17 protein-coding genes are annotated in these 14,019 nt (G+C 57.0%); all 17 read right to left on the bottom strand.

Annotated features, from left to right (window positions below; translation table 11 throughout):
* Nucleotides 1-26: 26 nt before the first annotated feature.
* The 17 genes from SH287x_RS05335 to SH287x_RS05255 all read right to left on the bottom strand — a co-directional run bounded on the left by SH287x_RS05335 (nucleotide 27) and on the right by SH287x_RS05255 (nucleotide 13,943).
* Complete coding sequence (locus SH287x_RS05335) at nucleotides 27-1,007, bottom strand: YbbN family protein (RefSeq protein WP_479517443.1); 981 nt, start codon at nucleotides 1,005-1,007, stop codon at nucleotides 27-29.
* 68 nt (nucleotides 1,008-1,075) lie between these two features.
* A complete protein-coding gene (locus tag SH287x_RS05330; protein ID WP_479517442.1) occupies nucleotides 1,076-2,047 on the bottom strand; it encodes a hypothetical protein in 972 nt (323 codons plus the stop codon).
* A 9-nt stretch (nucleotides 2,048-2,056) separates the two neighbouring features.
* Nucleotides 2,057-2,431: a hypothetical protein gene (locus SH287x_RS05325; protein WP_479517440.1), complete on the bottom strand. Its 375-nt coding sequence runs from the start codon at nucleotides 2,429-2,431 to the stop codon at nucleotides 2,057-2,059.
* A gap of 3 nt (nucleotides 2,432-2,434) precedes the next feature.
* Nucleotides 2,435-2,947 (bottom strand): hypothetical protein, encoded by a 513-nt coding sequence (locus tag SH287x_RS05320; RefSeq protein ID WP_479517438.1) that lies wholly within the window; start codon nucleotides 2,945-2,947, stop codon nucleotides 2,435-2,437.
* A 64-nt stretch (nucleotides 2,948-3,011) separates the two neighbouring features.
* Entirely contained in the window at nucleotides 3,012-3,446 is a 435-nt protein-coding gene (locus tag SH287x_RS05315; protein ID WP_479517437.1) for a hypothetical protein, read from the bottom strand.
* 33 nt (nucleotides 3,447-3,479) lie between these two features.
* Nucleotides 3,480-4,061, bottom strand: coding sequence for an HNH endonuclease (locus SH287x_RS05310; RefSeq protein WP_479517435.1), 582 nt, complete (start codon nucleotides 4,059-4,061; stop codon nucleotides 3,480-3,482).
* A 53-nt stretch (nucleotides 4,062-4,114) separates the two neighbouring features.
* Nucleotides 4,115-5,071: an ATP-binding protein gene (locus tag SH287x_RS05305; protein ID WP_479517433.1), complete on the bottom strand. Its 957-nt coding sequence runs from the start codon at nucleotides 5,069-5,071 to the stop codon at nucleotides 4,115-4,117.
* A 46-nt stretch (nucleotides 5,072-5,117) separates the two neighbouring features.
* Nucleotides 5,118-6,788, bottom strand: coding sequence for a DEAD/DEAH box helicase (locus SH287x_RS05300; protein WP_479517431.1), 1,671 nt, complete (start codon nucleotides 6,786-6,788; stop codon nucleotides 5,118-5,120).
* A 12-nt stretch (nucleotides 6,789-6,800) separates the two neighbouring features.
* A complete protein-coding gene (locus SH287x_RS05295) occupies nucleotides 6,801-7,148 on the bottom strand; it encodes a hypothetical protein (protein WP_479517430.1) in 348 nt (115 codons plus the stop codon).
* A 2-nt stretch (nucleotides 7,149-7,150) separates the two neighbouring features.
* Nucleotides 7,151-8,263: a DNA polymerase III subunit beta gene (gene dnaN, locus SH287x_RS05290; RefSeq protein WP_479517429.1), complete on the bottom strand. Its 1,113-nt coding sequence runs from the start codon at nucleotides 8,261-8,263 to the stop codon at nucleotides 7,151-7,153.
* A 50-nt stretch (nucleotides 8,264-8,313) separates the two neighbouring features.
* On the bottom strand, nucleotides 8,314-10,122 hold the full coding sequence (locus SH287x_RS05285) for a DNA cytosine methyltransferase (protein ID WP_479517428.1): 1,809 nt from the start codon (nucleotides 10,120-10,122) through the stop codon (nucleotides 8,314-8,316).
* A gap of 59 nt (nucleotides 10,123-10,181) precedes the next feature.
* Entirely contained in the window at nucleotides 10,182-11,402 is a 1,221-nt protein-coding gene (locus tag SH287x_RS05280; RefSeq protein WP_479517426.1) for a DNA adenine methylase, read from the bottom strand.
* Nucleotides 11,399-11,866, bottom strand: coding sequence for a GNAT family N-acetyltransferase (locus SH287x_RS05275; protein ID WP_479517425.1), 468 nt, complete (start codon nucleotides 11,864-11,866; stop codon nucleotides 11,399-11,401). The genes SH287x_RS05280 and SH287x_RS05275 overlap by 4 nt, the downstream gene beginning before the upstream one ends.
* A complete protein-coding gene (locus tag SH287x_RS05270) occupies nucleotides 11,866-12,207 on the bottom strand; it encodes an ASCH domain-containing protein (RefSeq protein ID WP_479517424.1) in 342 nt (113 codons plus the stop codon). Before SH287x_RS05270 ends, SH287x_RS05275 begins: the two co-directional genes overlap by 1 nt.
* A 5-nt stretch (nucleotides 12,208-12,212) precedes the next feature.
* Nucleotides 12,213-13,280 (bottom strand): DUF5131 family protein, encoded by a 1,068-nt coding sequence (locus tag SH287x_RS05265; RefSeq protein WP_479517423.1) that lies wholly within the window; start codon nucleotides 13,278-13,280, stop codon nucleotides 12,213-12,215.
* Between the two features lies 1 nt (nucleotide 13,281).
* Nucleotides 13,282-13,575 (bottom strand): hypothetical protein, encoded by a 294-nt coding sequence (locus tag SH287x_RS05260; RefSeq protein ID WP_479517422.1) that lies wholly within the window; start codon nucleotides 13,573-13,575, stop codon nucleotides 13,282-13,284.
* The gene (locus SH287x_RS05255) at nucleotides 13,572-13,943 is read right to left on the bottom strand and encodes a hypothetical protein (protein ID WP_479517421.1); all 372 of its coding nucleotides are present in this window, start codon (nucleotides 13,941-13,943) and stop codon (nucleotides 13,572-13,574) included. The genes SH287x_RS05260 and SH287x_RS05255 overlap by 4 nt, the downstream gene beginning before the upstream one ends.
* Nucleotides 13,944-14,019: the final 76 nt, after the last annotated feature.

The raw sequence follows: 14,019 nt of genomic DNA, 5'->3' as shown, positions 1-14,019 counted from the left end.
AAATAGTCTACGCATGGCGTGCCAGGTTAGTTCAGCTTCAGCCGTGGATCGATCATCCCAGGCAGCTCCAGCACAATCTCACTGGTATCCAGACTAATTGCTGAGACGCTCTGCTGTGCGGGGAGGATGCCGAGCAGTTTGGTTCGCAGGGCTGGACGTCCCTTGGTGAATGAGATCCTCACCGTCTGGTTGGCCCGTATCACGTCGTACCTGATCCCCAGTGGATTTGGCACCGTCACTGACATCCCATCAGCCACAGCAATTATGGTGGAAGCTCCTTTGCCCCGCGTCCACGTCCCCTCGAAGGAACCGGACTCACCGACCATCTCGGTCATCCAGTCGATTGCCGCCTTTGCTGCGACCTTGCCCCCTGAGATTGTCCCGATTGTTACGGCACCTGCGGGAGACTGAGGAGGGCGAGAGCGGCTGACTTGCAAGAACCGATCTGCCAGATGCTGGCGGCCAGGGTAAGTGGTGTGCCGCTCAATCACCTCATCGCCGTGCAATAGTACGTAGGTGGGCACCACATTAACGGAGAATTTCTGCCGCAGATCCGGATTTTGATAAACATCGACAAAGCGGATTTTATCGTCTACTGATTGACCGACCGTCCACCCTGATGCTTGGAGCCAACCAGCGTAATCCTGCTTGTCTCGCTCACAGGGGACACAGCCAGGTGTGGTGAACACGAGCCACTGAAGACGGCCTGGTTCTGGCTGAATCTGTGCAGCCGCGACGGGATCAAGCGTCAGTGTGAGAGGGACTGGTGCAGGAGAACCTGACGCCGGTTGGTCAGTCTCAACAGAAGTTGGCTCAGCTGGTGCAGACTCGCCTGATCCTGGCCGATTCGTTTGCTCGATGCTGTTTGGGAGTTCTGGCTGTGCATCAATCCGGGCCTTCACGAGGGCGGCTGCCACAGCCACTGCTGCTTTCGGGTCGCCTGCTTGAGACTGGCTGCACCAGACCACCAGACAAAAGCACGTGATCCACATAATGAGTCGTCGCATCGCAAATCCTCCTGACGTAAAAAAGGCCAGCCCACAGTGGACTGGCCGGAAACCCATGATTGAATCGATCAGGCCATCAGCGTCTCAGGGCGGAACTCTTGCCCGGGCTGGAGATTGATTGCCCACGCTTCAGCCCCGTTGATCCCCGCACGCCTGATGAGTGCGTCCAACTCCTCAGCCCAGATGCCGCACTCACCTTGGCGGAGTTGCGTTTGCCCCCCTGCGTAGCTCAGAACATTCGGGCCAGCTGGCTGGTTGCCCCATGACTGCTGGTACACAAATCCAAGATCACCTGCTGGTGTGCGGAACACTCCGCTTAGGGCCGTGCAGTGGTTCCCTTGATCGGACAGGCGGGACATCCCGTGTTTGTCGCGGCTGGAAGCGATTCGAGGAATGCAGATCGCCACTCCGTGCTCAGCTGCAAGTGCATCCGCGATCGCATTGACATCACGGCACAGGTAGGCATCACACTTGTGGTCAGCTGCTGCGAGGTAGAGCGAGGATGGAACACCAGGGCCGGGATCTGCCCACTGGATAGCCAGCGACTCAGCTGGTCGAGACAGATCAATGTTGCCGTAATTGCCTCTCTCAAGGGCACCGAATCGAACCAGTGCTCTCGCTGCCCAGCCGCCGTACGTTCCATCGTTACCGCTGGAATTGGCGTAGTGCTTGCCCTGCTGACCTTGGCCAATCCCGTTTCGAGCTGCGGCATAGATGTACTCTGGAGAGATCTTCGCTGGCCGCATGATCGCTTTGCGGAAGACACTCGCCAGCACAGCATCCTGCAAGGCTCGCCCAAACCCTTGACCAACGCAGGTGCCACGTCCCTGATTGAAGGCTGGTTGAGTGGCACCGAGAACTGCTTCTTCAAACTCACTGAAGAAGACGCCATTCACACCTCGTGCGACGAGGCTTTTCCAATGACCAGAAAGAGCAGGCCGGGCGGCACCAAAGGCGACCGTGCGACCCTCGCCTTCCATCGACACGCAGGTCTCTTCAGTCACTTTGGGATCAAGCAGACATCCGCTATTGAACGACATAGAAGGGCCTCAGACATAGATGAGATGAACGCCATAGATCACTGACAGCAACCGCAGCTTGCGGGCATCCTCACTGGAGAGATCTCGCCGCTTATTCAACAGGTCGGCGAACTGGGTCTCAAAGGTTCGGACATCGGATTCACTGAGATCACCCGCCTCCCGCAACTCTTTGATGGTGGCGAGCAGCTCATCCGAGTTGCGGAATCGGCCTGCCTCAATCCGTTCCGCCAGTGCGTTCCAGATCGCTTTGGCATTGGTGCTCTCTGGGGTGACCGGATTCACGACATCCGGGCCGGGCCTGTGTCGTCGATCAACTGGCTGGACACAGCCACCAGATCCGATCAGTGAGCAGAGCAGCAAGGTGAAGATAAGAGCGGTGCGCATGGATCATTCCTGTGCCGTTGGAAGTGTGACGGTCGAACGTGGAGCAGAGACTGCTGATGGCCCTGACGAGGCTGCTGGTGTAGCAATCAGCCCCATCGCTTTGAGAACGGAGGTAACGAACGCCTGACCCGTCGCCTTCACCTCAGGGAACTCAGGGAAGACCTTGCCGCTGATCAGATCGACCAGCCCCAGCAAGACCTGGCTGACCGCTGATTTCTGCTCCGCGGAGAGGGGATCGTTGTCGTTGAGCTTCACGATGCCAGGCAGCTTCACCAGCAGGTTAATCACCGCCTTGGTGAGATCTGCATTGAGGTTCCAGTGACTGCTCAGAAACCAACTCACGCCGAACATGGCTGCTGATCCCAGCATGCTCCCCGCCGTGGTGAGCCACTCCCACACCTCAGGAGTGGAGCCATAAGACATGTTGGCAGCGACCGTCTGGCCGCTGGAGAACGAGAACAAACCGAGCAACGTGGCGACGATCTGGAGGATGCGGACGATCATCAAAATAGACATGTCTGGCTCTCACATGCAGGTTGGTGGGCAACTCTGCGAGAGGATGGGGACATGGCGGGATGCGTCAACTGCCCTGTGTCCCCTTGCGAGCATCTTCCCATTCGATTGAGTCTCGGGAGAGCCTGGCAGCGTTCTCGTAGATCGAATGCACCTTGGCGATTTCCTTTTCGCAGTGCTCCGCCGTTGTCTTGAGCGCCTCGAGGAACTGGGCACGTCCAGAGGCCAACTCGACTCGCAGGGCCAACGTCTCTTCATTCTTCAACTTATCACGATCCCTCAATTCCTTGTTGTGATTCGTGATCAGCGTTTCAATGAATTTGTCTTTCCTGGGAATATAGGAACCGAAGATCCACGCCAGAATCCCCATGACAGTCGCCCCACCCAGCACACCTCCGACCGTCCAGGGATCGGAGGGTGGATTCGCCACAACCTCAGCGAGCAGGGCAAAAGATTGGAGGCCGGTCAGCGTGGAGATGGCGCGTGTGGCAATGTGGTACATGGATTCCCTTCCTGTGGTTGGAGGAATCGTTGATCAGTCGTCCATCTCGTCAATGTTGCCACGCTTCGACTTCTCCAGCAGGTGAGCCAGCGAGGTCACGCGGCGGTACCCGATGAGGTCTCCACCAGCTACGAGTCGTCTGCCGAGAGCAGGGGAGATGAGCGACGATGCCCCGACCTGATAGGCAGCCTCCAATGCTGCCCGCGATTGGTAGGGGTCAACGATCACCAGACCCTGACTGATAACCACGGGATACCAGAGATGCTTGATGAACCGGAAGCGCCTCTGGAAGAGGCTCTTCTCGGCATTGATCCTGGCCATCTTCGCCCGCCGTCGATCATTCGCAGCCGCGAATCGTTCAGGCTTCGACTGCATTGAGGTGCGGAACACCTCTGCGAGCGGCACCACCCGCAGGTTGTCGAGTTCGCAGTTCGCCTGGTTGCCGTCGACGTGCACCAGCCGGTGGCCGGGGGGGACTGGCCCATTGATTTTGCACCACGCATAGGAAGCGGCTGGCAACCAGCCCGAGGCGGTCTTGATCCGAAGAATCGGCGGAGACTTTTTGCCCCGCTTGTGCAACCGTGTCGTCCCGACCTGAACCGCCCGCCTACCCATGCGATGCCCTCCTTGTTGGGGGACATCATGCGCAAGTCCAGTTCGACATCAAGTCAGCGGCCAAATCCAAACATCTCATACACCGAGTGAAGTTCTTTGAACCATGGTCCAACTGGATCGTAAGCCAGCACACGTGATATGCCTGTGCCATTCTGGGTAGCCCCTGTGAATCGATACTTCACAAATTCCATCGCTTTGGTCAGCGTGCTGCGACTGTATGTGCCGGCAGGCCCCAAGTCGTACTCCAAATGAATCTCGTGCTTTTGAGTATCGCCGGGAAACAGAATGTTCGTCTTCCCCGGTACACAGAAGCCATTTTCGTCGAGATATCTCTCCTGATTCCGTTCCTTCCATCCGTGACAAAAATCGGGCGTTTGGATTAGCACAGCCCATGGAGTTGCGGCCACTCTTGAAAGATTCCTGACAGTTAACGTGATGTAAATCCGCAATTGGTGGTTCAGCTCGTTCGTGGGCTCGGGTGTGAAGCTTCGAAAGTAATGGTCAATTTCGGTGATTTTCAGATCTGCCTTGGATTCCCGGCGATACAGGTTGTCGAGATGGAAATGAGGTGCTGGTTCAGACTTATCAGATGGCCTCCAATAGTACGTTTGGTCGTAGGCCGACTGATGGGGAGCCGAAGGGCTGTCTGGGATCTCGATGACATAGACATACGAGCCAGGTTTATCTCGAAATTCCAGAGGATGAACCTCATGGCCGTGCAGGGTGAAGTCCACAGAGTTTTCAATGGCTTTCCCGAGGTATGTCTGCATCGGTTCTCTGCCAACGGTGGCGAGACATGGTTCTAGTTCTCGCGTTTTCTCATCGAATCCAATCACCAGATTTCCACCACTGGTGTTTGCAAACGCTGAAACTTGCTTTCCAAGATCTCTTTTGAGCTCTTCCTTATTGGGCTTGATGCCGTCGGAACTTAGCCAGAGTGCCTTCTTCAGCTCCCATTTGTGGCTCTCAGTGCCCGTCGGGAGAACCTCCAACAAGTCTTCTGCCTTCATGTTCCGGAAGTCCACAGCATCCCTTTTCTATTGGATTTTCTCGCCATCAACGGCCCAAGTATCGCTCGGCAATCCGCCGAATGCCATCCGCTGGTGCGGATTGGCTGATGGCTTCGTGTTTCTCCCCACGCAGGGCGTCCGATTGCATTCGCTTGATCCCCAGTACCTCGGCCACACAGGGATCGCTACCATCGTTGGCCAGCAGGAAGTAGGCCATTACCGGATCCTTCTGGCCGTCGCGGAACACTCGCCCGATGCATTGCTCATGCACGCCAGGTGACCAGTCGAGCTCGCCGATCACCACCGTTCGGGAGCGGAATTGCAGACCATCCAGCCCGGCTCCACTCCTCAGCGAGACGATGATCAGGTTCGTCTGGCCGTCGACGAACCGCTTCACCTCCTGCACCTTCTTCGCATTCGACTCAGACCCGGTGTAGAAGGCGGGCGCGTGGTGCTTCAATCGCTCCTGCCAAATGTCATACACCGCACGGTGCCATCCATAGAGCACGACCGGTTCCCCGCTTTGCAGGAGCAACTCGACGAACGCCGCCACATGCGGGGCTTTGGCGATGCCCGTGGCTTGGCGGATCATCATGTCGAGTTCGGAACTCGCCTTCATGCGATCGATCCCGGCCATGGGGGACTTGGACAGGATGATGCGGGCCAGCTCACCGGCGGCCCCTTCGATCTTGTCGAGGGCCGAGCGATCGCAATCGATGGTGTGGTTGATCTTGGAAATGGGCGGCAGTTCCCGGCCTACCTCGCTGCGGGTTCTCCGCACCATGATGTGCTGCTCGCGCAGGTAGGCTCCGAAAGCGTCTGGATTCTCCAGCAGCGGCTTGTCGCCCCACCCCTTGCACCACTCCTGCCGGAATTCACCCCATGTCCCAAGCGATCCGGGCCGCAGCACCTCGATGATGTTGAAGATCTCGCCGCCGTAGTTGTAGATGGGCGTGGCTGACAGACCGAGGCGATATTCAGCCGCTGCCGCGACGTGCTTGCAAGCGTTGTATTTATTGCTCCCCGAATGCCGCAGCTCCTGCGCTTCATCAAAGATCACGGATCGCATTTCCCCGGCGAGGTGATCCCGCCATTCGCTCATCTTGTGGTAGCTGCTGATTAGGATCTCGGGCTTGCGGCCACCGATCTTGGGGAGTGGGTACGGGCGAGACTGTTTGAGGATATGCGTCGTCGCCCCGGGCATGAATCGTTTGATTTCTCGCTGCCATTGATGGGTCAGCGGGGCAGGGCAGACGATCAGCGCGGGCAATGCCCTCGGCTCGGTGAATGAGCAGATCGATGTGCAGGTCTTACCCACGCCCACATCATCCGCCAGTAGCAGGCCGCGCGCTTCGAGATACATGTTGGCCGCCAGCCGCTGATATGACCTTGGCTCGAGAGCTAGCTTGAATCGCCGCATCGGCACGCGCTGCTCGATGATGTCGTCGAGCTTGCTCATCCTGGCCGTGTGGACTTCGCACAACTGCCGCAGGAGTGGCAGGTCATCGCACCGCAGGGGGAATCGCTGCAGGAACCAGTCCAACAGATTGCAGATCTCGGGGGTGCTGGAGAGTTTCAGGACACCCGTGGCATCCCGACGCACCCCGGCAAAGACTCTCTTGGCGAACACCATGGCCTGCGGCTCGCACTCGAGGTGCCATTCATTCTGCCGTAGGGCCAAGCTGCCGTACGTCCGCTGTCTCTTCTGTGCGACCACGTTTGCCATTCCTTAGAGGTGACCAGCACCAACCCAGATGACGCTGAACGGTTTGCCGCCGAGGTCCGCGATCAACCAGCGGTGCCGCGGCTTCGATGTCAGGAGGATCAGCCCGGAGATCTCGGCGAACTCCATGTAACGCCGGCACTGCCGCAGGACATTCGCGGGGCTCCCGTCAATCTTACACTCGATGCCGATTTCCCCAGCGAGGAAATCAATCCGGCTGCGGCTGTCGAGTCGATGCTCGGCCAAGAATGGCACCCCGGCTGCTCTGAGCACTGTGGCAACATCCGCTTGCATGTCCAGCTCAGTACCGAATCGTATCTGTGCCTTAAAAAGGGCACTGATGATGGATTCCATCTTTACACCTCGATCGATAGCGGCATGACGATATAGGCGTAGTTTTCGACCGAGAGCACACCTGGCGACTCATCGTCGATCAGTCGAATTGTGGCCACCTGAGATGGTTCGAGAAGCCGGAAAAAGTCAGCCATATAGCGGGCATCAAAGCGGATTTTTTCACACGGTTGGCCGGTCATTTCGATGGGCAGTTCAACTTTTGAATCCCCCACGCCACCAGTCCGAGAGGTCAGGCGAATCACACCGTCCTTCAGGCAAAGGTCAACACCGCGTGTTTCCTCACCGGTGAATAGGATGGATTGCTTGAGTGCAGACAGAAGAGGCTGGGTGACGCCTTTCGCTTCAAGAGTGTGGCGGGAAGGTAAGACTTTGGTGTAGTCAGGGAACCGTCCCTGGAGAGTCTGAGACACAATGACGTGATTTCCCATTCGGAATGCGACCTGATTATTGCCGATGGAGAGATGCACGGGATCCTTGCCTATGGCCTTTTCGACCAACGACATCGCCCGTTGCGGAACGACTGGATTCGATGGAGCATTCGGCTTCCCCTCGGTGGAACTGACAGACTTGGCAATTGCGAGACGGCGGCTGTCGGTCGCCACCAGACGGATCTCACCAGGATCCGCCTCTATCTGGATCCCGCCAAGTGCGTATCGTGTACTCTCCACGTCACACGCAAAGATCGTGCGTCGGATCAGAGTGCGGCAAGCTTCTGGCGCGATTACATAATACTCGGCAGCATCGAAATTCGGCGATGGTGGGAACTCCTCGGCTTCATCAGTCGATAATTGAAAATCGCTACCACCGCACAGAAGCTTAACGCCGCTGTTGGTCGATTTTATCTCGATCGTCTCACCAGTGAGTTCGCGCAGTATTGCCAGCGTCTTGGCGGCTGGCAGCAGCAGCACTCCAACCTGATGAGACTTTGCGACCGTCGCTTCCGCCCGAATCGATAGACCATCCCCATCCGAGGCTGTGAGCGTTAGAACAGACTTCATCGGCGCAAGATCACACTTGATGTGCTTGAGGATTTCCCGAGGCGTGCGGGTGGGAACGACGCTTGCAGCCAGGCTGAAGGCTGCAGTGAATGGTTCGCGGGGGACGGTGATGTGCATGGGATTCCTGTTTGATATAGGGTGTGAAATGAGAGTGATGGATAACCAATTCAGACGCCTAAGAGTTCTCGCTGCCGTTCTATTGGCTGTGCAGTACGTCGCAGTTCAGGCACGTTGGCGGTGACGAGGGCTTTGGCAAGGTCGGGGCAGACGCTGTTGCCGACACATCGCGTCTGGGCATCCTTCGGCACCGGCTTCGTGCCGCCGCGTCCATTTGGAATCTGAAAATCAATGACGTAGTCGTCAGGGAAGCCCTGGGCACGGAACAACTCCCGTGGCGTGAGCATCCGCATGCCGATGTCCATGATCTGGAACTTGACTCCCTCCACCGTCACCACTCCGAAGCGGTCGCGTGTCGGCACGGTATGGAGTGGTTCATCGCATGACTGATGGTTCGCTTCATCACCGTAGTATTTCGCGAGGAACGCCCGCACTTCTGCGACATGGCCGCCGCCGCCCGCAGTGATCGTGGGTACAGGATCCACTGCCTCCGAGCCAACCGATTGCGAAAAGTCCCGCTGGAGATGGCTGGTGACGATCTGCTGCTGTGTGCCCCGGCTGGTAATCGTGCTCAGCGGATCCCTCGCATCACGTCCAATCACGCCGGTGTTGTGTTGGGCGATGAAGGCTTCGACCAGTGCGTGATGGGTGCCACACGCCATCACCGTACGCAAAGGTTCTGCCACATCGAAGGCTTGTTTCTCTCCAAAGTTATTCTTGACCAGATATGCCGCAGCAATGGTGTTCTGATCCTTCGGGCTGGCCGTTACGGTGTGGAGTGGCTCCGCGATTGATCGATTGCTGCCCCCCTGTTGCGCTATTGAGATGGTGGGTGCCACGACTCCAAAGCGGTTTGATGTGTCCAAAGTCGAGAGTGGATCGGTCACATCCTCCGCACGGGTTTCACTGGGCGACTTCTCGCCGTTATAGCGATTGAGGAAAGGCGTCACGAGAGCCTCACCTCGTTTGGCGGTGGCGGTTTTCATTGGGCTTTCGATTGAGGAATCCCTCCGGCCACCCGAGTCACCATGGTTGGTCGAAACGATGTAAGGCTTCGGATTATCGATCACGTATCGCTTCAATCCAGCGAAGATTCGACGCATGGTGTTGGGGGCGAGGGGACGGTTCACACCTACTGCGCGGCCTTCCTCCTTGTTGAGGAAGATCGAATGACAGGGGAGGCTCCAGTCAATGATCTCAGCCGCCGTCCGCCATGGCTTTCGCTGCCCGGTACTCAGCTCGGGAGTACCGGGCTTGCCGTGTGTCGGCTCGGGCCAGACAATCCGTCGTCCATCACAACGGGCGATCACAAAAAGCCGCTTACGGATCGTCGGCGCGCCGTAGTCACAAGCCCGCATTTCACGCCATTCCACCGCATACCCGAGCCTGCGGAGCTTGGAGACCCACATCCGAAAAGTTTTTCCTTTGCGAAGCGGGCAGGGCTTGCCGTCGACGACCGGCCCCCAGGTTGTGAATTCCTCTACGTTCTCGAGGATGATCACGCGAGGACGTGCAACCGTGGCCCATTTGATCACCACCCACGCCAGACCCCTGATCCGCTTCGAGACGGGTGCTCCCCCTTTGGCCTTCGAGAAATGCTTGCAGTCAGGAGAGAACCATGCGAGTCCCACCCGCCTGTTTCTGGTGACGACGAGAGGGTCAACCTCGAAGACGTCTGTCGGATAGTGCCTTGTCCATGGATGGTTGATCTTGTGCATGGCCAGAGCAACTGGGTCATGGTTGATCGCCACATCAGGCGAGCGATTAAGGGCCAGCTCAATGCCGGTCGATGCCCCGCCGCCACCAGCGAAGTTGTCCACAATCATTTCTTCACGGTCAAGTCGGCGTTGTTTGCGCATATTTTCCACGCAGAAGGGTTCAGAGGAATCAGTTTCAGCGACTCACAATGGGCGGCTGATCAGTCGAAAAGAGTCCGTGTCTTGGATACCGCACTCAAACAGTGCGGGCTGAACCAGATGCGTTCGCGCTCCCGGTTCTTGTTGCCTTGATTGCGATTTCCGTAACCACCACCGTTCCGCCAGGCGACTTTCTCCCAGCCGAGTTCTTCAAGTTCCTTGTGCTCGCCATCGAGGCCGCACAGAGCGATGCGAAACATCGGATCATCGCCGTGCTCGATGCACCAGGCCCGGACGTCTGCCCCGACGTGAAGATCTTCTGTGGAATAAATCTTATGGTCACGCGACTTCTCCCCATCGATCTCACCAGCGTAGGGCGGATCCAGAAACACCCCGGTCAAGCCGATGCGAGTGGTGACACTGGGTGAACCGCAGACTCTGAGCCAATCCCCGCTACAGACTCTCACTGGACGCAACCGATCTTGCAACCGGCGAAACCAGTCGATCAACCATGCTTCTCTTGCCGCACAGGTTTCGACAGAATCATGACCATGCACCCCACGCCCTCGACTGAACGCATCCGCAAGCTGTGGCCGGCCGCTGGAGATGATCACTCCTTTGCCGCCAGCTCCACCTCGCCCATCACCCAATGATGGCCGCTTCTTGTGCACAGCGATGCCATCAGGACTGTAGCCAGAAAGCCTGGGGAGCTTGCGGTTGATGCCTCGCCCTGATGCCCCCGAGTCACCCGAGATGGATGGGAGTTGCTGCTTCAGAATCCCGTTGGCGTGCGAAAGTTGAGGCCGTCGCTCTTCACAGTCGCCTGATGCCGTTCGGCCTTCGATGTATCCCTGATCCTCTTCATTGAGGTTGCACCAGCCAGCCCCGATCCACTGACACATGCCCCAGACCCACCGGCCAGCGATCACTGGATCACAGTATTGAGGGTCAAGGCGGATCGCTTCTCTGAACGCCGCAGACTGTTCGGACAGCACCAAGTAACGATGCCATGCGTGCAGGTCTGCTTCGTTGACCGGGTAATTGCAGGCTTGAGCCACTCGTTCCGGATCCTGCTGCATTGCTCGCCAGAAATTCGCGATGAAGCAATTGGCATCGTTCAGAGTCTCGATCGACGGAGCATGTGGCCGCGAGAGCAGCATGGCTGCCGAACCGGCGAATGGCTCGATGTAGTTGCGGACGTCGCCCAGGCGAGACCACACCAACGAAGCCGCTTTGGCCTTGCCCCCGAAATAGGGGAAGGGTGCTTTCAGCGCGAACTTCATTGAACCACCTCGCACTCAACACGACACTCCATCTCATACCCATCAATTCCATGGTCGAAATGACCTCTCAACACTTTTGTTGCGACGAAGCCGCATGATCTAAAAAACAGGTGAGCACCCAGGTTCTTTTCGCTGGACACCAGATTCAGTCGGTTTAGCTGATGAGCCGACAGTTTTCTCTTGAGGCTATCAATCATCTGGGTGCCAATACCCTTGCGCCATTCATCAGGGGCGACAGCAAAGTTGAGAAGTTCAAGCTGCTGTTTGCTGGCGAGTGTGTAGACCATATAACCAACGATCTCCTCCTCGATTTCTGCAACCATACCAATGGTGCCGCGATCTTGAAGAACTGTGAGGAATTCCTCCTCAGTCCACGCATAGGCACCAAAGCTTGCCCGCTCAATCGACATGACTTCTGGCATGTCACGGCGGATCATCCAGCGAATTTGAACTTCATGCGTCATCAGGTTCGTCCTCCGGGTAGATATCGAAACTCGATGCGGTTGATGACTCGGGACTGCTCGCACGCCATATTCTCAGCGAACATTCGCACGAACTGGATTCCTGTCATTTGCGGAAACCCTTCTTTCCATGATTCCCTGTCGCCATAGTCACCCTGTAAGGCCATTCGGTTACTGATGATGACGATGATTCGCAGCCGTCTGATGGATTCGCCGGCCCGGAAGCCCATGCACTTCTCGCAAGCCATCACCAGATCGCCGGGCTTAATGTGCTCCCAGCCCAGCCGTCGAGTGACGGTTTTCGTGCCTTCAATCACCTGCGGTGTCGTGAGGGCGAAGCTCATGTTTCTCACTTCGCCACCTCCGGGAACTCGTTCCACTCACGCCCATCTAACAGGCGGCCGGCGGCATTCTTGCTTAACTTGAACATCGTGTGCGGCCCTTGAACTGGCAGCCCTTTTGGCCCCATGCGCTTCCCGGGGTAGTCGTGTTCCCCTGTCTTGGGATCGACGTTAACAGCATGTGACCATGCCCAAGTCGGTGCCCATTCTCCCCACTGCTTAAAGAAAAACGGCACATTCGCTGCCACGCACTGATCACGAATTGAACGCACCCAGTCAGGGTGCATTGGTCTGGCGTTGGGGCCGCTCTCGCCTCCGACGATCACCCAATCAATACCGGTGAGGTCGAGTGTCCCGAGGTCTTCGATCAACGGTTCAAGCGACAGGAACAGCACTGAGGCCAGTTCCCGTGACTTCCGCAAGGCGTCGATGTGCGGCAGATCAGCCTTGCAGGCGATCGACGTGCCCAGACAGACGTTTGGCCAATAGGCTTTATGTTGACTTTCCGAGTCGAACACATCGGCACTCGGCCACATCTCCCATATGTTTTGTGGCCGCTTCGTGAGGATTAGCCAGTCGAGGTTCGGCGTTTGGTCGATCACATCGCGAAAGAGCCGCTCCCGGACATCTCGCATCGTCGTGTGGAAAATGGAATTGTTCTCATCGAATCCAGGATGAGAGCGCTTGTTGATTGTTCCCGACGCCTGCCAGTGGGGATGCTCTTCGACCGAGTACATAACCTCACCCGACGCATCTTGAACCCTTCCAAACCACTCCTCGAACACATCAGCCAGTGAGGCGCAGAACACGCGAGGACGTGGTGGATCGACAGACCTGTGCGCTGAGTACCATTGCTGCTGGGCTTCTGCTTCCCGATTCCATTTGATTGGCTGCTTCCACATCGACTCACTGGCCACAACCCGCGTGCCGTTCTGCCCCCAGATGCCCAACGTGGCGGGGTTCCTTTTGGAGAGGGTGGATGCGTAGCAATTGGCACATCCGGCCGCGACCTTCGTGCAGCCTCGCCACGGGTTGAACGTGTGATCCGTCCATTCGATCTTTGAGTTTTCGCCCATCTCACCACGCTCCGTATTCTTCGACCGTCTCGTACATGTCCTGATAGTCCGGAAACCACAACCCGCTGTCGATCTGCCTCACGTCGAACACCTCGCCCAGGATGTCGACGTACATCGCTGTCCCATCCCGCCGCCGCCAAGCCGCAACTAACACCGGCTCATGTTCCTTCACCCCATCCCACAGCCAGAGCCACCCGTTGAGCGCGGGACTTGATGACAGGATCAAGTCGTCAGAGTCCAGCCAGAGCAGCCGGTAGCGTTCGTGCTGGATGTAGTGGGGGAGCGGGAACTTCATGGCTGAGATAGAATCACTCCCTCATTTCGGTGCTCTTCTATTGCCACTTTCATTTGATTCACCGCGTCATAGAGAAGTCTTGCCGTCCATTGATCAGGCCCATATTCGTGCATCATCATTGACTCTACTGTGCTGCGGAAACACAACGCTTCTTTTGGCAGGCCATCCGCCTTTACAAGCACCTCAACAAATGGCCTGCCAGGTATGAATTCAAATTGCACCAAGCACTCATTCATACCCGCGTATATCACGGCGTCCATGAGGCATCTTTCAGGTAAGCCTTCACCTTTCATATTCTCGATGAAGTGCCTTGGAACTGTTGTTATGACACCATTGGAACCAGTCTTAATCAGTTCATGGACATCCATAGCTATCTACTCCTTCCCTCTAAACAATCGCCCGTAATCTACTTTTTTACATGCCTCAGATTTCCTAGCGGGCACG

The sequence above is a fragment of the Planctopirus sp. SH287 genome (genome assembly GCF_056500625.1).
This window is presented reverse-complemented; position numbering and strand designations above follow the sequence as displayed.